The 20,506-nt window shown below is 57.1% G+C and carries 18 protein-coding genes and 1 rRNA gene; 7 read left to right on the top strand and 12 right to left on the bottom strand.

The genetic code is table 11. From position 1 onward, the window contains the following. The first annotated feature begins 8 nt into the window (after positions 1-8). Complete coding sequence (locus BLW11_RS00270; protein ID WP_048360158.1) at positions 9-488, top strand: fimbrial protein; 480 nt, start codon at positions 9-11, stop codon at positions 486-488. A 7-nt stretch (positions 489-495) separates the two neighbouring features. Further along, positions 496-1,014, top strand: a complete 519-nt coding sequence (locus BLW11_RS00275; RefSeq protein WP_088500151.1) for a fimbrial protein — start codon at positions 496-498, stop codon at positions 1,012-1,014. Between the two features lie 9 nt (positions 1,015-1,023). On the opposite strand, the gene BLW11_RS00280 is transcribed toward BLW11_RS00275, so the two are convergent. From BLW11_RS00280 to BLW11_RS00300, 5 genes are all read right to left on the bottom strand, one after another. Further along, positions 1,024-1,668, bottom strand: a complete 645-nt coding sequence (locus tag BLW11_RS00280; protein ID WP_048360203.1) for a response regulator — start codon at positions 1,666-1,668, stop codon at positions 1,024-1,026. Between the two features lie 33 nt (positions 1,669-1,701). Further along, positions 1,702-2,352, bottom strand: coding sequence for a response regulator (locus BLW11_RS00285; RefSeq protein ID WP_048360160.1), 651 nt, complete (start codon positions 2,350-2,352; stop codon positions 1,702-1,704). 24 nt (positions 2,353-2,376) lie between these two features. Next, positions 2,377-3,573, bottom strand: a complete 1,197-nt coding sequence (gene pvrR / locus BLW11_RS00290; protein WP_048360161.1) for a response regulator cyclic di-GMP phosphodiesterase PvrR — start codon at positions 3,571-3,573, stop codon at positions 2,377-2,379. A gap of 11 nt (positions 3,574-3,584) precedes the next feature. After that, complete coding sequence (locus tag BLW11_RS00295; RefSeq protein ID WP_048360162.1) at positions 3,585-6,338, bottom strand: ATP-binding protein; 2,754 nt, start codon at positions 6,336-6,338, stop codon at positions 3,585-3,587. Between the two features lie 85 nt (positions 6,339-6,423). Beyond that, the gene (locus tag BLW11_RS00300) at positions 6,424-7,308 is read right to left on the bottom strand and encodes a Dyp-type peroxidase (protein ID WP_048360163.1); all 885 of its coding nucleotides are present in this window, start codon (positions 7,306-7,308) and stop codon (positions 6,424-6,426) included. Positions 7,309-7,522: 214 nt separating this feature from the next. Here BLW11_RS00300 and BLW11_RS00305 point away from each other — a divergent pair, with 214 nt between their 5' ends. Continuing rightward, the gene (locus BLW11_RS00305) at positions 7,523-8,941 is read left to right on the top strand and encodes a short-chain fatty acid transporter (protein ID WP_048360164.1); all 1,419 of its coding nucleotides are present in this window, start codon (positions 7,523-7,525) and stop codon (positions 8,939-8,941) included. Between the two features lie 61 nt (positions 8,942-9,002). Here BLW11_RS00305 and can read toward each other — a convergent pair whose 3' ends face one another. Beyond that, positions 9,003-9,647 (bottom strand): carbonate dehydratase, encoded by a 645-nt coding sequence (gene can, locus BLW11_RS00310; RefSeq protein ID WP_048360165.1) that lies wholly within the window; start codon positions 9,645-9,647, stop codon positions 9,003-9,005. A 151-nt stretch (positions 9,648-9,798) separates the two neighbouring features. Between can and BLW11_RS00315 the strand changes: the two genes are divergently transcribed. Continuing rightward, the gene (locus tag BLW11_RS00315) at positions 9,799-10,221 is read left to right on the top strand and encodes a hypothetical protein (RefSeq protein WP_048360166.1); all 423 of its coding nucleotides are present in this window, start codon (positions 9,799-9,801) and stop codon (positions 10,219-10,221) included. 42 nt (positions 10,222-10,263) lie between these two features. On the opposite strand, the gene rimI is transcribed toward BLW11_RS00315, so the two are convergent. Further along, entirely contained in the window at positions 10,264-10,716 is a 453-nt protein-coding gene (gene rimI, locus BLW11_RS00320; protein ID WP_048360167.1) for a ribosomal protein S18-alanine N-acetyltransferase, read from the bottom strand. Then, the gene (locus BLW11_RS00325) at positions 10,709-11,485 is read right to left on the bottom strand and encodes a hypothetical protein (RefSeq protein ID WP_048360168.1); all 777 of its coding nucleotides are present in this window, start codon (positions 11,483-11,485) and stop codon (positions 10,709-10,711) included. The genes rimI and BLW11_RS00325 overlap by 8 nt, the downstream gene beginning before the upstream one ends. Positions 11,486-11,629: 144 nt before the next feature. Here BLW11_RS00325 and mksB point away from each other — a divergent pair, with 144 nt between their 5' ends. From mksB to mksF, 3 genes are read left to right on the top strand one after another with little or no spacing between them, the layout of a single operon-like run. Beyond that, positions 11,630-12,907, top strand: a complete 1,278-nt coding sequence (gene mksB / locus BLW11_RS00330; protein ID WP_048360169.1) for an Mks condensin complex protein MksB — start codon at positions 11,630-11,632, stop codon at positions 12,905-12,907. Further along, positions 12,897-13,553, top strand: coding sequence for an Mks condensin complex protein MksE (gene mksE / locus BLW11_RS00335; protein ID WP_048360170.1), 657 nt, complete (start codon positions 12,897-12,899; stop codon positions 13,551-13,553). Before mksB ends, mksE begins: the two co-directional genes overlap by 11 nt. Continuing rightward, complete coding sequence (mksF, locus tag BLW11_RS00340) at positions 13,550-16,390, top strand: Mks condensin complex protein MksF (protein WP_048360171.1); 2,841 nt, start codon at positions 13,550-13,552, stop codon at positions 16,388-16,390. Before mksE ends, mksF begins: the two co-directional genes overlap by 4 nt. 61 nt (positions 16,391-16,451) lie before the next feature. Here mksF and BLW11_RS00345 read toward each other — a convergent pair whose 3' ends face one another. The 4 genes from BLW11_RS00345 to rrf all read right to left on the bottom strand — a co-directional run bounded on the left by BLW11_RS00345 (position 16,452) and on the right by rrf (position 20,355). After that, positions 16,452-18,755, bottom strand: coding sequence for a PqiB family protein (locus BLW11_RS00345; protein ID WP_048360172.1), 2,304 nt, complete (start codon positions 18,753-18,755; stop codon positions 16,452-16,454). Further along, positions 18,748-19,371 (bottom strand): paraquat-inducible protein A, encoded by a 624-nt coding sequence (locus tag BLW11_RS00350; protein WP_048360173.1) that lies wholly within the window; start codon positions 19,369-19,371, stop codon positions 18,748-18,750. Before BLW11_RS00350 ends, BLW11_RS00345 begins: the two co-directional genes overlap by 8 nt. Further along, positions 19,358-20,017, bottom strand: a complete 660-nt coding sequence (locus BLW11_RS00355; protein ID WP_048360174.1) for a paraquat-inducible protein A — start codon at positions 20,015-20,017, stop codon at positions 19,358-19,360. The genes BLW11_RS00350 and BLW11_RS00355 overlap by 14 nt, the downstream gene beginning before the upstream one ends. Before the next feature lie 222 nt (positions 20,018-20,239). After that, positions 20,240-20,355, bottom strand: a 5S ribosomal RNA gene (gene rrf / locus BLW11_RS00360). Positions 20,356-20,506 lie beyond the last annotated feature (151 nt).

Below are 20,506 nucleotides of genomic sequence, written 5' to 3' on the forward strand. Positions count from 1 at the left end.
GATCGACCATGAGATTTTCGCTCTCGCTGGCGGCTGCACTGGCCTGCACGCCAGCCTTCGCGGCCACCGATACGGTCACCATAAACGTAAGTGGCACCCTCACCCGGCCGCCCTGCACGCTGACCAGCAGTAAAACCCTGAGCGCCAACTTTGGCAGCTTGCCCTACGACCAGATCGCCAGTGCACCCTTGATCGATATCCCGGTCACCCTGAGCTGCCCGAGCAATTCGTCATTGAACATCAGCATCAAGGCGGCAAGCGCCGTTTCAGGCTCAACCACCCAGGCATCCGCGGGCAAGAGTAACCTGGCCTATTCGCTACTCTGGAACAGTGATAATTCGGCGGCGAACATCACCGGGGTGAAACGCTCCCTGACCAACCAGAGCGGTGCCGTGAATCTGAGTTTGAAGGCCAAGCTGATCGCATTGGGTGCATTGACCGAAGGCGCGTTCAGTACCACGGCCGTTATCAACATCGAGTACCTGTGAGATGTTAATGCACGTCAAAAAAAGCCCGTGGGTAACGCTGCTGTCAGCCGTAACGCTGAGCCTGAGCACGGCCGGTTACGCTCAGGACACCACTCAGTTAGAGGTCAGCGGCACCCTGACAAAACCATCGTGCACAGCCCACTTTCCAACCTCGCAAACTATTGATATCCCCAAGACGAACCTTAATTCGCTGAAGTCGGATATCACCGACTGGACCGATGTGGCGCTGGATTTCCAATGCGTCACAGGCAGCCAGGTGCTTGTACGTTTTAGCGCGGGGAATGGCTCTTTTGACAGCAGCACACTGCGCACCACCCTCGACAGGCTTGGGCTCAAAACCCGCCTGAGTGACATGACCAGTACTGCAAGAGTGATGGACTTGAAGCTGGGCGAGCAACTGGTCCTCCCGGTCGAAGACACACAGCTCAAACTCCAGCTCTCCGTGCGACCGGTCAAGACCGGAACAGAGCTGCCCGCAATTGGCAGCTACAGCTCAACGCTGTTGATGGAAATAACCTATCTGTAACCCGGCCAATCAGGCAAACAGATTGGCCTTGACGCACAGGATCAGCAGCGCTTGATCGTTATCGACATTGAGCTTGCGCATCGCCGAAATCTTCAGGGTACTGACGGTTTTAATACTGCGACTAAGGCTCTGGGCAACCTCCCCCAAACTCACACCCGTTGCGAACAGGCGCAGAACTTCAAACTCCTTGACGGTCAACTGGCTTAGCCTCTGCGCTAAGCCATCAACATCATCACTCGATGCACCATCAGGGGGGGCTTGCTGGAAATGCCCCTCACGATAAAACGCATCCAGCGCCACCAGTATTTGTTCAAGCCCCGCGCTTTTCGAAATAACCCCGCTGATACCCAACTCATACAGCCAGCTCAAAACCTGCGGGTTGGAAATCACCGTCAGGATCAATACCCTGGGCTCAGGAAAATGCCGGCGCAGGTACTCCACCAGGCGGGTGCCGTCGCCGTATTGATCGTCACCCGGCATGTTGTAGTCGGTGATGATGACGTCAGGGCGCAGCTGCGCAATTTTGTCGATCAGTTCTGACGAACTCATCGCTTCGCCCACGACTTTGAACCGCGGGTCGCGCTCGATAATTTCACGTACCCCCATCAAGACAATCGGGTGATCGTCAGCCAGTAAGACTCTCATTTGCGGCATGGCAGGCATGACTCCGATGCTGATAAAGCTCCATTACTGTTCAAACGGATCCGCCTTGATGCAGTAAGTGATCAAGGCATGATCATTCAGCACTTCCAGCTTGCGCATGGCCGATACTTTCTGGGTGCTGACTGTTTTAACGCTGCGATCAAGCAGACGGGCAATGTCACCCACACTGCTCCCCGATACAACCAGCCGCAACACTTCAACTTCCCGAGGCGAGAGCGTGGAAAATCGCTCATCAATGACTTTAGGATTGATCATCACCGAAGTGGCGGGAGCAGCAGGCGCTTCATATGGCCGGTCATTGGCCAGTGCACTCAGTGCCTTGCCGATTTCTTGATGGATATGACTTTTTGCGATCACCCCCGCTACACCCATTTCCAGCAAGCGCGAAATAATCAACTGATTGCTCACCATCGTCAGCACCAGAATTTTCACGGCGGGGAAATGCTCGCTGATGTACTCAATCAGTTGCAGCCCATCGCCATAAGTATCATCACCGGGCATGTTGAAATCGGTAATCACCAGGGCAGGCTGATGCAACGCCAACTGCTCGACCAACTGCGAAGAATTGAGGGCCTCGCCAGCCAGGGTGAAGCACTCATCACGTTGAATCACTTCCCTAAGCCCTACCAAAACCACCGGGTGATCATCGGCAATCACTACCCTTAATTCGCGCATTGCCTGCTCCAGTGATGATTCGAACTAATTCCATGATGGCCTAGAGCTATCCTCAAGCAAAAGAGTTTCAAAATCGGTGCACGATAAAGCACCGCAAATCAGGAAGCCCTGAACTTGATCACATTCAATGCTACGCAGGAATGCAAGCTCTGCCTGGGTCTCTACGCCTTCAGCGACAACCGTCAGCCCCAGCTTTCGGCTCAATTCCACGAGGCTGCGCAAGGCGGATGCCATGTTCTCATTTTCGACACAACCATGTACCAGTGAACGATCGATCTTGAGTTCACTGAACGGTGTTGAGACAAGGTTGAAGTAAGAACTGAACCCCTGACCAAAGTCGTCCTGAGCCAGGCCAAAGCCCATCATGCGCAACCGACAAGCACCAGCGTAGTAGTTACTGAGTTCCTCTGTGGTAGAACTCTCCATCAGTTCAAAAATGATGCTGCGCGGCTCCCCGCCATCAGCCACCACATAATCGCGCAAGCGGTCAGCCAGATCGTGGTTATCCAGCAAATGGGTCGGCAGGTTGATTGAAACCGGGATATCCCACCCCTGCTCGCGCCACTGCCTTTGGGCTTGCAGCGTTTGCTCCAGCATCAACCACAACAGACGCTCTTCCAGCCCCTGAAGAATCAGGACGGGAAGGAAGTCTTTCGGCAATAACAGCCCGACCTCGGGATGCACCCAACGCACCAGTGCTTCAGCGCTGAGAATATTGCCGTTGCGCAGCGACTTCTTGGGCTGGTACCAGGCCTGAATCTGGCCGTTACCCATAGCCTTTTCGATACTTTTCGGGTCAATCTCTATGGCTAATGCAGGGTCTACTTCACCGTTGATGCGGAAAATAGCCATCCGCTCTTTCAAGTGCATGACCGCATTGAACTCGACCGGCTTTGAGATCAAACCCACCACCGAAATACCCAGATTTTTCGCCGCCAGCCCCGCACTGATCAACATCCGCCGTGACGATGCACTCATCAGCGCCAGTGCAGGCCGTTTTTTAAGGACGGCAACTTTCTGGATCAATTGCACGCCGTCCATGACGGGCATGAGTAAATCACTGAGCAACAGGTCATAGTCATTACGCGCCAGACATTCCAACGCGCCATCTCCATCCCAAACAGTGTCAACTGTAAAGCCACCCACTTCATTGAAAACAGTCAGCAAATACTCATGCTGAAAGGGGTGGTCCTCAACGACCAGTACACGATAGGGCTTCACTTGCCCCTCCTTTAGAAGTGCTGAAGACAGTTGTATAGGGTGTGCAGCGTAAAAGGCTTGATCAGACAGTGGTTCATGCCGGCGCTCAGGCAGCGCTCGCTTTCATCGCGCATGGCATTGGCCGAGGCGCCAATAATCGGCTGCGTCATCTTCATGGCCCGCAATTTGGCCGCAAGCTCATAACCGTTCATTCTCGGCATGTTGACGTCGGTCAGCACCAGATCGAACTTGCCTTCCTGCCAGAGCTCCAGGGCTTGCATACCATCACAGGCCAGCGTCACCACGCATCCCAGCTCTTCGAGCTGATCACGCAAAATCAGCTGGTTGATCACGTTGTCTTCCGCGACCAGGATTCGCAGTCCGAGTTTGAGTTCAGCCTTGGCGACTCCAGCCTCAAGATGAGTAGCCGTGTGGATGCCCTGAGCCTTGCACAGGGCCCGGTATACGTCCTGCAAACTGTTGAGGTCAGCTTTCCAGCAAGGGTTTTCAACGTTGAGAACAACTGAGGTATCGCTGGTGGCCAGCACCAAAGGTCCCGTCCATGCGGGCACCAGCAATTGCGGGGCGCAGTTCGGGTGTAGCTCCAGCAAAACCGCATCATCGTTTGCCTCGCCCTGCTTGGGCGGCCCCAACTGAGCGCGCGCGCCCCAGCGACGCAACCAGCCGCAATAACACTCAGCCAACTCGCGCAGGGGCGAAACCACATACACCACACTGGGGGACAACTCGCCAAAAGGGCTTGACCGCACAGGATCGTTGACCTGCACCAATGGCAAATACAGGGTAAAACTGCTACCCAAGCCCGGCTCACTGACCAAGCGCATCGTGCCGTTCATCAAGTGCATGAGGCGCTTGCAGATGGATAAACCCAGCCCTGTCCCGGCGACCATGTTTTTCCCTGACTCAACTTGATAAAAGGGCTCGAACAAGTGGCCCTGCTCAGCATGGGCGATACCTTTGCCGCTATCCGAAACCTGCCAGTGCAGCATGACGCGCTCATCATCGCGGCTGTCCATTTTCAGGCGCAGCACGATTTTTCCGTAGTCGGTGAATTTCAGGGCGTTGTTGAGCAGATTGTTCAGAATCTGGCGAATACGGGTGACATCACCGCTGAGCCACTCAGGCACCGTCGAATCGATCAGGGCACACAACTGCAGGCCCTTGGCCTGTGCCGCGCCGCAATACCCCTGAATCACATCTTCTATCAGCTCCAGAGGGCTGAAGGTGTTGAGCTCAAGCTGCAATTGGCCTGCCTCGATTCGCGAGACATCCAGCACGTCGCAAATCAACTGCAACAAATTGCCGGACGAGCGCTCGATGGCTTTCAAGTAGTTGTTTTGTTGTTCATTGAGTTCGGTACGCGTCAGCAGTTCGAGCGTGCCTAATACGCCATACAAAGGCGTTCTGATTTCATGGCTCATGGTCGCCAGAAACAGGGTTTTGGCTTCATTGGCCCGGTCTGCAAGGAGCCGGGCACGCTCCAGTGTCACTTCAATCTGTTTGCGCGCGCTGATGTCGCTGAATGCGCAAATCAGCACATCCTGACTTTTGTAACGTGTCGGCGCAAAGGCGAGGTACAAGAGGCGGCCATCTTCCATCTCAATTTCATCGCTGTTGCGCGGATCATTCTCATCGAAAGCGCGACAAATCCAGCCATGACACAACTTTGCGCGCTCACTGCTGCTGCCTAACCACTGTTGCGACAGGGAGTTTTCCAGCACCACTGCGCCGTCTGTGCGGCTGATCACACACAAGGCAACCGGCGCAACTTGCAGCACGGCGCGGCTGAAGGCTTCACTTTCAACCAGCGCTTGAATGCGGGCTTCACTGGGGGTTATCAGACGCCGTTCAATTCGCAGTATCAGCAAGCGCAGTCCAATACAGACCGCGATACCCAACAGTACACAGCCCAGCAAAGGCCAACCCAACACTGGAAGCAAAGAGCGAATGTCCACCGCATACACAATTTTCCAGCCGGAATAGCCCAATTGTTTGCGGATGGCCAGACGATCGGGAAACCAGCCCGAGCCGATAAAACCAAACGAGTTTTGAGCCTCCAGCGAATGCAACGAATCCACCAGAGGTGATCGCACGGCATTTGCGAAAATAATCTGACCCTGGCTGTCCAGTAACATGAAGTCGCCAGCACTTTCACTGCGCAAAGCCTCTACAAGGTCCGGCACATCGACCTCAATGCCCAGCCAGCCAGAACTCGCTTGGCGATTATCAAGGCGCGCGAACAAATAGAAAGGTGAATCCAGTACCTGGTTGTCTGTCAGCCATAGCTCATCGACATCGCCATGTGCCGCCAAACGTTGCAAGACCAAAGTGGGCAGGGGCTTCAAATGGCTTGAAGCGTCAAACAAGCGCACCACCTCGGGGTCAGCCGCGTACGGCACATACAACAGATTGACTTTGTTCTGGCGCAGATAGGTCATCATTCGGCAGGTCAGCCAGAGGTTCCAATGGCCCTCATCAGTGCCAAGACTGATACTCACCTCTTCGTCTGGATTGGCACTGATATAAGGTTTGGCGCCGTTGATGTCAGGCACCGAGGCCAGCACCAGGCTTTTGAGCAAAGTCTGGCGGCTGACAAAAAAGTCCTGCGCATGGAAAACCGCTTCATTCATATAGCTGCGACGAAGAGAAACCTCCTCATTAAAAACAGCGCGCAAATAAACAAACGAACCCGCAAAAACCGCAACTATCAGGCCAATGGCAAATAAGTGGAGCAGTTTTCGCGCGGCTTGGGGAGTCGATTTCATGCCCAAGCTTGAGGCTTGGGCAAAAAGAAAATAATCAGACAATTCCTGAAACCGCAGGAGGTGCGGTTTCAGTTGGAGCCCGACCTTAAGCCGGGCGAACCGCGCTCAAATCCATACGCCCGTCTTTCAACGGCGGGCACCAGTAATAACCACCATTCAAAGGCCGGCTAAAGCTGTAAAGGCCGTCAACGATGCCGTCTTCCATACCGCTCATGCGACGCAGCTGAACTTCGAATGCATTCAGGGTGCGGCTGAAAGACACGAACATCAGCCCGGCCTTGCCGTTTTCAGCCCAGGGCATGGAGCGGCGCACGGTGAAGGCTTCAGGCGAGAAACTCTCCTGAGCGGTACGTTTGACGTGGGCCGAGAGCGGCGCGTCTTCAAGCTCTTCGTTATCGCTCAGACGACGACCAATGATGTTGTCCTGCTCGGCTTGCGGGCGTGCGGCAAAACCGTTCAAGTCATGCTGCCACTGCTGGATGGCAACAAAGCAGCCACCGTCCAGCCCAGCGCCAGCGTTCGCAACGATAGCGGCGTCGACTGCCGCTTCATCCACCGGGTTTTCTGTGCCGTCTTCGTAGCCGGTCAGGTCGCGGTCAGTGTTGTAGCGGAAACCTTCAGTCACTTGCAGCAGGTTGAACGCCTGCGCCAGCGCGGTCTCGATCTTCTGGCTGCGGTGCAGCAACTCGCCGCGGTCCTCGCCCAACAACCACAGCCACAGTGCGTGCTGGGTGGACGGGTTCTCAACCATTGCATTGAGGGCCGGGAACACTCGCAGCCCTGGAATTTTTGCGCCCAATGCCAACACCAGCGGCGACCCAAAGCCCGCTACTACGCTTTTGCCGTCAACCCACTGCGACAAAACATCGAGCGCAGCCGGCAGTGCTTCTACAGACTTGAGGGCAAAAAACATGTAGCGCGCCTGTGACGGCACGGGTTGGGCAAGAATGCCTGGCTGGTAAAGACTCATAGAAACTCCTTTTGGAAAGGAAAGAGTTTACCCCCCAGCAGCCCATTTTCGGACAGCTAGGGTGATTTTTGTTGCCAAGCCCGTTTTGTATTAACCCTTCGGAAAAACCACTCGATTGATTTAATGTGCTCTCCCTGTGGCTGCACCGGCTTTTCACCCATGAAAGGCCGGGTGCAGACAACACAATAATCATAAGAACAATGAGGTATTCCCCATGGCCGCTGAGATTACAGACAGCCGCTCTGCCCGCTTTGCCCTGCGCTGCTCGAACTGGGCCGAGCGCTGGTTCCCTGACTCCTGGGTATTCGCTGCTGTTGCGGTGATCACCGTTGCACTGGCCACGATGTTTATGGGGGCCAAACCCACCGATGCCGCGAAGGCGTTCGGCGATGGTTTCTGGAGCCTGATCCCGTTTACCATGCAAATGGCCTTCGTGGTAATTGGCGGCTATGTGGTCGCCAGTTCGCCACCTGCCGTCAAGCTGATCGACAAGCTGGCCAAGGTCCCGAAAAACGGTCGCCAGGCCGTGTGCTGGGTGGCATTGATTTCAATGGTCGCGTCCCTGCTCAACTGGGGGCTGTCGCTGGTATTTGGCGGTTTGCTGGTGCGGGCGCTGGCCCGTCGTACCAACCTGCGCATGGACTACCGCGCCGCCGGTGCCGCGGCCTATTTGGGGCTCGGGGCGGTATGGGCCCTGGGGCTGTCATCCTCGGCGGCCCAGCTACAGGCCAACCCCGCCAGTTTACCGCCGTCGATCCTGTCGATTACCGGCGTGATTCCCTTCACTGAAACCATCTTTCTGTGGCAGTCCGGCGTGTTGCTCGCGGCCCTGGTGGTGGTCTCGCTGATCGTGGCCTACGCGACTGCGCCTGGCCCTGATTCAGCCCGTGACGCTGCGGCCTGCGGCATTGACCCCAGCTTCAGCACGCCAAAACTGCCCCCGCGTACACGGCCCGGTGAGTGGCTGGAATACAGCCCGGTGTTGACCCTCTTGCTGGTGCTCCTGGCGGCCGGCTGGCTGTTTCACGAGTTCTCAACCAAACCTGCGATCAGCGCCATCTCGGGGCTTAACACCTACAACTTCCTGTTCTTGATGCTCGGCGCGCTGCTGCACTGGCGCCCGCGCAGCTTTCTGAATGCAGTGGCCAGCGCCGTGCCGACCACTACCGGGGTGATGATCCAGTTCCCGCTGTACGGCTCGATTGCGGCGCTATTGACCGTCGTCCAAGGCACTGACGGGCAAACCCTGGCGCACCACATCTCGACGTTTTTCGTGCAGATCGCCTCCCACGACACCTATGCGGTGTTGATGGGTGTGTATTCGGCGATATTGGGATTCTTTATCCCGTCGGGAGGCGGCAAGTGGATTATCGAAGCACCCTACGTGATGCAGGTGGCCAATGACCTGGAGTACCACCTGGGTTGGGCGGTGCAGATCTACAACGCCGCCGAGGCGTTGCCGAACCTGATTAACCCGTTTTACATGCTGCCGCTGCTGGGCGTGCTGGGGTTGAAGGCACGGGACTTGATCGGGTTTTCGTTCGTGCAGTTGTTGGTGCACACGCCCCTGGTGCTGTTTTTGCTGTGGGCGCTGGGCACTACGCTGACGTATATGCCACCGGTAATGCCGTAAGAAGCTTGCACTAACTTTGTGGGAGCAGGCAGGCCAGCTCCCACAAAGACGGTGTAACAGGTTAAACCGCGCCCACCGGCCGCAAGCGGTATTGCGGTGGCAGTTGGTCCAGCCCGCTGATCGTGGTGTTCAGGCTCTTCCAGCGACCGTCCTTGATCCCGTAAATGCAACCGTGAACCGACAGCTTCTGCCCTCGATGCCAGGCATTTTGCACAATGTTGGTGTGACCGACGTTCGCCACTTGCTGGATCACGTTCAGCTCGCACAAACGGTCGACGCGCTCTTCCTCGGTCGGCAATAGCGCCAGCACTTCGCGATTTTCGTAATACAGATCGCGAATGGAGCGCAGCCAGCCATCGATCAGGCCCAGTTGCTGGTCCTTCATGGAGGCTCGTACGCCGCCACAGCCGTAGTGGCCGGTGACCAGAATGTGTTTGACCTTCAAAACATCGACTGCGTACTGGATCACCGACAAGCAGTTCAAGTCAGTGTGCAGCACGACATTGGCCACGTTGCGGTGCACAAAAAGATCGCCCGGCAACATGCCGACAATTTCGTTGGCCGGCACACGGGCATCCGAACAACCAATCCATAGGTATTCCGGCGTTTGCTGGCGAGCCAGCTTGGCGAAAAAGTCGGGATCTTCCTGCTTGATCGCATCGGCCCAGCGCTCGTTGTTATCAATCAGATCTTGTAGTTCGTTCATGCTGTGAAGCCTCAAGAGTTGATGCGCTGTTCTGACAGCCGACCAGCGGTCGGGGTCACTTAGATTAATGCCATTCCGGCGGTCGGCCGGGTGGAATCTTCAGCAGTGGCTACAGTCATCGTATTAAGGCCCTACAGTATGAGGAATTACCATGACTGATTCACGTCGCCCCTATGGAGTCGATGAGCCACTGGACATCGACGATATTGAAGACCGCATGGGTTCGGTTGAGCCACTGAACTTCGATGATGATGAAACTCACGAAAGCATCAGTGATTTGTTCACCGACGAAGAGCGGGCGCAGCACATGGCCGGCCAGCCTGCGCGCCGTGTTGGCCTGACAGGTGCCGCCATGCCCTATGAAGAGATTGACGCAGGCTTCAACGATGATGATCTGGAGCAGGAGATGCTGATCCGCGAGGACGGCGCCCACGATGCCAAAGAGGCCGCCGAGGGTGGCGATGAAGCCGCTGACTGGGATTTGAGCCTGGTTACCGAGGACGAAATTGGCGCCGGAAAAGGGCTGGACGAGGCAGAACTGGCGGAGATTGATCCGGTGGGCCGTAAACGCTGAAGTGTTTGGGAGCCGGCCAGCCAGCTCCCACAGGTCTGGCGCTTAGTCGACCAGGGTGCAGGCCATGACGACCGCATCTTCACGACCACCCACTGCCGGGTAGTAATCACGGCGACGGCCGATTTCGTTGAAGCCATAACGCTCATACAACTTGAACGCGGCCGTGTTGCTGTCCCGCAGCTCGAGGAAGCACTCGCGTGCCTCGTGTTTGTAGGCAATCGACATCAGGTGCTCAAGCAGCTTTAGCCCCAGACCACGGCCTTGGCTTTCGGGCTTGACGGTGATATTCAGCAAATGAGCCTCATCGAGGATGATTTGCACCACACCGTGGCCAACTTGCTGCTCACCTTCGAACATCAGCCAGATGTGATACTTGCCCAGGCCGTCGAGAAAAATACCGCGCGTCCAGGGATGGCTGAAGGCGGCATATTCAATTTTCAATACGGTATCAAGGTCCGCCTCGGTCATCGGGCGAAAGGTTACGGCATCACTCATCGTTTTGTTTCCAGCGCGCCATTAGCCGGCGCATGGCTTGCCACACATCCGCTTTGCGTTGTGGCTCATCCATTAAGAGTTCCAGGCCCGGCAACGCCCATGCGCTGCCCAGCCCTTCGATTTCGAGTTCGCTGTTGAACGCTTCGGCATTGGCCTCACTGGCAAAGCGCACGGCCGGCAGCCCCACCAGCCACAAGCAGGCGCATTCGGCCTCTTCCAGGCGGGCCATGAGAAAGCCCTGCACAAATTCACGTGCAGCTTCAGGCCCCTGGTCGACACTGCCACGCCTGAGCAACGGCCAGCGCACCGGCTCACCAATGATTTGCGGGCTGTCGGGCAGACCGGCAGCGCGCAACATATCCTTTAACAATAAATAGGCCGGGTCACGGCTCTGAAATGCGCTGCCTGTGGGTAACTCCACCAGCACCAGGCAACGCCCGGCACGCAGCAATTGCAAGGCAAAGCGTGGTGGTGGCAACAGTACAGCCTTGGCCTTCACGGGGGCCGCTTCTACATCCGCGACGGCCTTGCTGGCAGGGCGTGGAGTGACCGATGGCCGGGGCACTTCGATTTTTGGGCGCGCAACCGGTGGGCTCGGCGCAATCGCGACTTTGGCCACAGGCCTTGTAATGACTGGCTCTGCGGGCGGTTCTGGAAGCACCAGCAGCTCTGGCCGCGAAGGGGCGGCAAATGGCAATTCAGTGCGCGGTAACCAACTGACCACCTGCATGGCAGTCAAAAAAGCACGGCGGCGGGACTCGTTCAACAAGGGTCGGCCATCTGTGGATAACTAAAGAGGGGGGATTCTACCGCCCTTCTGCCCTTCCCGCCCGCAGTTGATCTGCCAAGTGATGACTCGAACGCACGTTGCAGTACAATCGCGACCTTTCATTGCCAATTGACCGGCCCTCCCATGATCGAACCCAAGCGCGTATTACGTGCCCTCGCCGAGCACTGGGCACTTCTTGAGCCTTTGTGTGAACACTTCGACCAAGGCACCCTGAGCCTGAACGAACTGCGCCTGCAAGTCGCTGCCCAGCAGCTGGACAGCACCGCGCAAGACATCACCAACGTGCTCGACACCTGGATCCGTCTGGACATTCTGGTGCCGGTCGCAAAAAGCCCGAACCGTTTTGAGCTCAACGCCCAGATTCACGACTTCCTGGCCTACCTGAGGCACGAACACCGCCTTGGCCTGTGCCTGGAAATCGAAGCTTACCTGCGCCACCTTGAGCGCCTGGCCGGCTATATCCAGGATGCGTTCGACATCCGTGACGGCCATGACCTGGCACGCCAGCTGCGTTTGCTCGACATGCGTGTACGCGATGTACTGAAAAAACTCGCCAACGATGAGCAGGCACTGGTCGCCGTGGCCGAGCGGGCCAAGACCAGCGATCGGCAGATCCCCCTGCGCCAGCGTTATGCCGAAGTACTGGCAACGTGGGACGAATACGTCGAGCCCATGATTCAACTGGTTAATGCCGACGGCGCCTTCGAACAAGGCGTACGCAAGGTTGAGAACGTGCTGTTGCGCATGCTCAGCGAGCAGCAGCGGCTCGGCCATCTGGTGGACGACGACATGTTGTTGCGCACCCATGCGCGCATCCTCGAAATGCAAACCTGCGCCCAGCTGACCTTGCGCCATGCCCGCGAACTGCTGCTGCCGCTGCGTGAAGAAGCCCGCCGGCACAACGCCGTGACCCGCGGTGCCGCGCTGGCGCTGGCAGCCATCCGGCGCAAGGGCCTGGACGCGGTGCCGCAAGCCTCTATGCCGATGTTCACTCGCCCGCAAAGCACCTTTTTGGGCAGCGCAAGTCAGGTCGAGGCCTATGTGTATGCCCTGGCCCGCTTCGAGCCCAAACCCGCGAAATTTCCCAAGGCCCATAAAGTCCACCGGGGCGAGACACCCAAGGCCCCGCGCACGGTCAAGGAAATGCTCGACCGCTGCAGCGACGCGCTGCCGATGCCGGATTTGATGACCTGGCTGTTGGCACAAGAGCCGGACGGCGACACCGACGAATTGTTGTACTGGTTCTCCCGCCTGTCCCGCGAAAAACGCTTCGTGCGCGAGCGCCTTGAGCGCCGCGATTACCACACCCACGAACACCTGGTCAGCCTGCGCTCATTCGCTTTGCTTTCTCACAGCGAAGATGCGACCCAGACATCTGCGAGCCCCCTGCATGCATCTTGATCTTTCTGAACTGTCCCAGCTGGCACCGATTTTTCGTGAGCTGTTCAAGGGCTATCACGTCAGCCGCCGCGACCCGGAGCTGTACGCGCAACTGTCGAACTTCCAGGATCAATACCGCACGCTGTTTAAAGCCCTGGGCTTTGAGTTGGTGTGTGATACCCGCGGCTTCTATTACTTCGTGCCCGACACCGCCACTGCGCAAGTCAACAAGACTGCGCAGCGCCTGGCGCTGTTCACCTTCATCATCGTCGAGCACCTGGCCGATCAGGGCCGCGACCCGATTGCCGTGCTGGATGGTGGCAGCCTGGGCCGCGACGAGTTGCCAGCGCTGCTTGAAAAATACCGTGACCTCTTCGTACAGGCTGAAGTCACCACCCACGAAGAGCTGGAAGAAAAAATCATGCGCCGCATGACCCAGCTCGGTTTTGCCAGTGAAGAGCCCGGTATCTACCGCTTTCTGCCACCGATGCACCGTTTTCTGGACGTATGCCTGTCGGTACAACAGGACCGTGACCTGGCGGCCAGCCTGCACAGCATTCTGCCGTTGCCGACACCGGTTTTGATCGATGACGACATCGCCCCCGAAGACGAAGAAGCCGATCTGGCCCGGGCCATTGCCGATGAGCAACAGGAGATGGACGCATGAGTCAGGAACGCTACGGCATTCGCCGCTTTGCCCTGTTGAACACAGCCGGTTACAGCCTGGGGCTGTTCCCGCTGGAACATCCCCTGTCGGTTTACGGGGCGAATAACCTCGGTAAGTCGGCATCGATCAACGCTTTGCAGTTCCCGATTCTGGCGCGCATGTCAGACATGAGCTTCGGCAAATACAGCCTGGAACAATCGCGGCGCTTCTACTTTGCTTCGGACACCAGCTACATCTTGGTCGAAGTCTCCCTACCCCACGGCCCCCATGTGATCGGCGTCGTGGGACGCGGCCCGGGCGGCGGCTTCGGCCACCAGTTTTTCGCCTATGCGGGCAAGCTGGACCTGGCGCATTACCAAAAAGACGACACCTGTCTGCGCCAGAAAGAGCTGTTCAACAACCTTGACCGCAATGGCCTCAAAGCCTACGAGCTCAAGCCTGATGAACTGCGTCGCCTGCTGGTGGGCGGCCATACCTCGATTCCCCTGGACCTGACGCTGATCCCGCTGCGCTCCACCAGCGAGCAAAGCCTCAAAACCTTCCGCGCCCTGTTTATCAACCTGCTGCATATGCGCGAAATCACCGCAGCCAAGCTCAAACAGCTGTTTCTCGATGCGTTTGAGCACAGCCTGCGCTCGGGTAGTGTTGATTACATCGCGGCTTGTGAAGAGGCCTTCCGCGATGTACGACGCATGGAGCAGGACTACAACGCACTGGTCGGTGCCGGTCCATTGGTTGAGTCTCTGGCTGCCGGCGTTCGTCAGCGCGACCTGTTGCGCGGCAAGCTGCATCGGCTCTCGCCGCTGCTCGACTCGTTGCTCGGCACCTGGCAGGACTACGCAGGGGCTCGCAAGGAAGAGCTGCTGACTCAGTCCGAGTTCTACCGCAACGAGCAGGATGCACTGCAAAACGACCAGCGCAGCAGCACCCAGGAGCTGATGCGTCTGGAGCGGGAAATCAGCGGCATCCAGCGCTGGCTTGGCGAGTTGTCGGTGCTCAAGCATCGCTTCGCCTTGGTTGACAATGTGAAGGTGCTGGAGCAACAACTGCTGAGCGCCAAGGACGCCCACGATGAGTTGGCGGGCGCTCTGGCGCAATCACGCCAGTTCAGTAGCGAGGATCTGGACGAGCGTCTGCGCGATCTTGAAAAACGCCTCAAGTCCGTCAAACAGCAACTCGATCACGCCGACAACAACAGCTACGCACGCCTGCGCGAAGAATTTTCGCAACAGGATGTGGAACGTCTGATGCGTCTGTTCAACAGCGCCCTGTTCAGCTTGCCGTTGGGCGAGCACGGGATTGCACTGGATGACAGCGATGCCTGGGTCAAGTCGCTGGAATTGATCCTTGATGGTTTCAAGGGCGAGCGCTTTGAAGCGCCGGGCCTGTCCATTGACCTGAGCCATATCGAGCCCCCTGCCTTACAGGCGCTGGCTGACCGGGCGGCATTGCGCGAGCAAAAAGAGCGTCTGGAAAAAGAACTCAAGCAACTGAAAACCCAACAAGCCGTGACCTCCGATCGCGCGGCGAGCAAAACCGAAGCCGAGTCGCTGTATCAGCAAGTGCTGGATGCGCAGAAAGCTCTGGAAGACTTCCGCCGCAGCCAGACGTTAAGCGCTGAAGAAGGTGAAAAGCTCGAGCAACTGGCCCAGGCCGAAGCCGCGCAGGACGAGTTGAAGCGCTCCAGCGATGCCTTCACCGAGCGTGTGCAGCAATTGTCCGCCAAGTTGCAGTTGGTCGGTCGCCAGATCGGCGATATGGAAGCCAAACAACGCACGCTGGATGACAGCTTGCGTCGACGTCAATTGCTGCCCGCTGACTTGCCATTTGGCACGCCGTTCATGGACCCGGTCGACGACTCAATGGACAACCTGCTGCCTTTGCTCAACGACTATCAGGACAGCTGGCAGGGCTTGTTGCGCTGCGATGGCCAGATCGAAGCCCTGTACGCGCAGGTACGCTTGAAAGGTGTGGCCAAGTTCGACAGCGAAGACGATATGGAGCGGCGTTTGCAGCTGCTGATCAACGCTTACGCCCACCGCACTGAAGAAGCGCTGACGCTGGGCAAGGCGCGCCGGGCAGCAGTCACCGACATCGCCCGTACGCTGCGCAATATCCGCAGCGACTACGACAGCCTTGAGCATCAACTGGCACTGTTCAACCGCGAGATCAACAAACGCCAGGTGTCCAACCTCAAGAGCTTCCGTATCGTGCTGGCCCCCAACAAGGAGGCGCTCAAGCATATCGATCAGATTATCCACAGCGCCGGCCAGTATGAAGAAGGCGAAACCCTGTCCGTATTCGACCTTAGCCAGAGCGCCGAGCAAGACAACAAAAATGAAGAGGCCAAGGAATATCTGGCGCGGCTGGTGGCAGCCAACCACAACCAGTTGGGGCTCAAGGATTTGTTCGAGCTGGCGTTCGAGATCACCAAGGTCAACGGCCAGCCGGTGATTCATACCGATATCGACGGTGCGGCGTCCAACGGTACGACCATGACGATCAAGGCGCTGACCAACATGTATTTGTTGCTGCACTTGATGGACCGCGATCAGGCCGGGCGTATCCGCTTGCCGTATTACCTGGACGAAGCAGCGGACATCGACGAAAAAAACCAGACCGCTCTGCTGGAGACCAGCTTGCAATTGGGCTTTGTGCCGATCCTGGCCAGTGTGAAACCGCAGGTCTGTGCCCATGTGGCCATCGACCTTGAAGGTGGCAGCGGGCCGAACGGGATTTATATCGATGAAGACGACTGGAAATACATCCGTCGCCATGACGAAGTGAAACCTGATGCGGTGACAGCTGTTCAACAGCCTGAACTGGATGAAGTCTGAGGCTGAATCTGGCGCATAAAAAAAGGCCGCGATCATTGATCGCGGCCTTTTTTTGTACGATTTATTTACCTAACGGGATCTTCGGCGCCCATAGCAGCCATTCGTCTTCAAACTTGTCGAAGAGCGGGAAGGTTTGCTCAGGACGGGCCTGATTACCCATCTTGTCATCATCCGGCGTGGCGAAGGCGATGCCGCCCTGAACCAGGGTTTCGAGCGACTCGGTACGAATCGTTGCGCCTTTGAACAACCCGAAGTCGACGCCGAAACCGCTGGTGTTCCAGAAACGGCTGCCGCTGCGCACCAATGGCGCGTAACGCGGTTCGATCAGGATATGCACCAGTACGCGATCAGCGGTGCTGCCCAGCTCATACCCCGTCACCTTGCCCACAGTGACTTCACGGTAGGTTACCGGCACACCCTCTTTGAGTGAGCCTCGACGGGCAGCGCTCAATACCAGGCTCAGCCCGGACTGAGGTGCAATAGAGTCCGGTGCCTGGTCCAGCGCAACAAAGCTGGTTTGCCGACCCAGTTGTTTGCTGGCAGGTTGCACTTCGAGGTACTGGCCTGTGACCAGGGTTTCGAGGTTCGCCGTTTTCATCAGCCCAAGCTCGGGCTTGACCACCCAGAATTGACTGCCGACCCGCGCAATCCGCTCAGGCACTTCGGTGATCCGCGCCTTGAGCAAGACCGACTGCAGATCTTCGCTCAGATCGACGCTTTCGATCTTGCCGACATCCAGCCCCTTGAAACGAATCGGTGTCCCGTCACGCAGCCCATCGGCACGAGGCACCTTGATCGTAATGGCCACCCCCTGCTGCATTGCGGCATCGCGATCGGTAAACAAGCGGAAACGCGGGATACGTTTCTGCAACGGGGCCGTGGCTTCGGGTGTTTCAAAAGCAATCCCGCCGGCCATCAGGCTTTGCAGGGACTCACTCTTGACCTGGATCCCACCGGTCAAGCCACCGGTCAGCGTAATACCGCTGGCGTTCCAGAAACGGGTCGAGCCATTGACCAGGTTTTCGTACTCCTTCTCAATATGCACACCGATGACCAACTGCTTCTTGGTGCGAGAGAACTGGTAACTCTGAACCGAACCGACTTTGACCTGCTTGTACAGAATCGGGCTGCCGACATCCAGAGAGCCCAGGTTCTCGGTGAAAAGCACCATGTGCAGGCCCGGCGAGCGCAGATCCAGCGGCGGCGCTTTGGGGCGGGCCACGAACTCACGTTCTGGGGTGCTGCCCTTGTCACCCGGGCGAACCGCAATGTAGTTACCTTTAACCAAGGCTTCCAGCCCGGTGATACCGGCCAGCGAGATCGACGGTTTGACCACCCAGAACTGAGTACCTTGCACCAGGTAGTCTTCAGCCAGCGGGTCGAGGGTCAGCTCAGCGCTGGCACTGGTCAGGTCCGCGTCAACCTTCAGGCCCTTTAGGCTACCGACCTGGATGCCTTTGTACATGACCGGCGTACGACCGGCCTGCAGGCCTTCAAAGTCACTGAGTTTGACTTTTACCTTGATCCCCGCCTGAGCAGCATCGAAGTCTTCATAAAGACGGAACGGCAGGTTCGAGTCGGTGGGCGGACTGTCTTTGCGGTTTTCGGGGGTAGCGAATGCAATACCACCGGCAACGATGCTGGCCAGCGATTCACTGCGCAGTTTCACGCCCGAGAGGTTGGCGTCGATGCTGATGCCGCTGGCATTCCAGAAACGCGTGTGTTTGCGCACCAGATTGGCGTAGGTCGGCTCGATAAAGACTTTGATCTCGACGGTGCTTTGGTCCTCGGAAAGCACATAGCTCTTGATCTGGCCAACTTGTATCTGCTTGTAGAACACCGGGCTGCCACGGTTCAGCGAGCCGAGACGGTCAGCCTTGAGCGTCAGGTGCAGGCCAGGCACGGCATCAGACAGGGGAGGCTCTTGCGACAGGGCCTTGAACTTGCGCACAGGCTCGCCATCGGCCGGGCTGACCGCAATGTAGTTCCCGGAAACCAGGGTTTCGAGACCGGTGATACCGGCCAAAGACACGCTCGGCTTAACCAGCCAGAAACGGGTATTGGTCTTGAGGTATTGCTCGACGTCTTTATCCATCTCGACCGTGGCAATCACCCCCTTGCTTGGGCCGTCCTCATCCAGGGCCAGAGTCTTGACCTTGCCCACAGGCATGCCTTTGTAAACCACTTCGGTCTTGTTGGCGACGATGCCTTCGCCACTCTCAAATCGCACCTGAATATCGATGCCGGTTTCACTGTAGGCACGCCATCCCAGCCAGCCGCCAATGACCAGTGCTATAAGCGGGAGGATCCAGATTGCCGACCAATTGGAAGCCGGGCGGGTTTTAGCGGTAGGCAAATCACTCATGGTCGTCGTCCGACTCCGTATTATCCCAAATAAGTCGGGGATCAAAAGTTACAGCTGCAAGCATCGTCAATATCACCACACTGGCAAAGGCCACCGCGCCTAGATTGGCCTCGATACTGGCTATGCGTCCAAAATTCACCACCGCCACTAAAATAGCGATGACGAAGATATCCAACATTGACCAACGGCCAATGAACTCAATAAATCGGTACATGATGATCCGTTGCCGCGCAGACAGGGGCTGACGGCGCTGTACCGAAAACAACAGCAAGGCAATACCTACCAGCTTGAAGGTTGGCACCAAAATACTCGCCACAAACACCACAGCCGCAATCGGGAACATGCCGTGCTGCACCAGCTCGATAACACCCGCCATGATGGTACTCGGAGAGCCTTGGCCCAAAGAGTTGATCGTCATGATCGGCAGCAGGTTGGCCGGGATATAGAGAATGGCTGAGGTTAGCAGCAATGCCCAGGTACGCATCAGGCTGTCGGGGCGCCGTGCATGGACCAGAGCTCCACAACGAGTACAGGTTTGCTCGTCAGTTTCGGGGTCCTGCCTGTTCAACTCGTGGCACTCGCCACAAATCAAAATGCCCGCATCAATCGCCCGCATGAATATCCTCCCCGGACAGCGCTTGCCAAATCTGGTGAGGCGACATCACAACCTCCAACCAGACCTGTGCCAGCAACAAGCTGACAAAACAGGTCAAACCCAGCCCAAGGCTCAGCTCAGCCAGGTCGGACAACTTCACAATCGCCACCAGCACCCCCATCAGGTACACCTCAAGCATGCCCCAATCGCGCAAGTGGTGATAAATACGGTAGATCAGCAACCCGTAGCTGCGCCCAATATTCCAGCGAATACTCAGTAGCACCACGAGCTGGCAGAGCAACTTGAGCAGTGGGATTCCCATACTGCACAGGAAGACAACTACGGCAATGCCCTGCATACCCGTGTTGAACAAGCCGACCACACCAGTCCAGACCGTGTCTTGCGACGCCTGGCCCAGTAGATTGAGTTGCATGATGGGCAAAAAGTTCGCCGGTATGTAGAGCAACAATGCGGCGATCACAAGCGCAAGGCTGCGCTCAACCACCTTGTCGCGATGAGCATAGAGTTCGTAACCGCAGCGCGGGCATTGGGCTTTCTCACCGAGAGCGAGATGAGGCTTGCGCATCAGCAGATCGCACTCATGACAGGCCACTAACTCGTCCAGCGGTATTTCTGACACCCTGAGGGGGTCAACCGGATCTGGCATAAATGGAGTCTCTGGCTCAGGAAATGACTGCACCTATTCTAGTGTGCGGACTACAAAATAACTGTGCCTATTTGTAGGACTTTAGCTGCACGCCAACAGCGTAGGGAGCTATGGCGATAAGGTCGAGGACGTTTCGCTTGTCGCGCCAAGCTGGGCGGTACTTTTCTCGGCACAAAAACAAACCCCCTGTCTGCGTTAGCAGACAGGGGGTTTGGAATTTAATCTTGACGATGACCTACTCTCACATGGGGAAACCCCACACTACCATCGGCGATGCATCGTTTCACTACTGAGTTCGGGATGGGATCAGGTGGTTCCAATGCTCTATGGTCGTCAAGAAATTCGGTAGCCAGGTCGTTCACCTTTCGGTTCACGCTCCAGCGAATGGGTATGTAATAGAAGGGTGTTTTGTGAGTCGCAAACTTTCGGTTTGTATCGTCTTCACGCACCGCAATCTGGTCTCTTCGACGCAAATTGCTTGGGTGTTAT

Origin of the sequence: Pseudomonas deceptionensis (assembly GCF_900106095.1) — a bacterium.
GTDB classification, from domain to species: Bacteria; Pseudomonadota; Gammaproteobacteria; order Pseudomonadales; family Pseudomonadaceae; genus Aquipseudomonas; species Aquipseudomonas deceptionensis.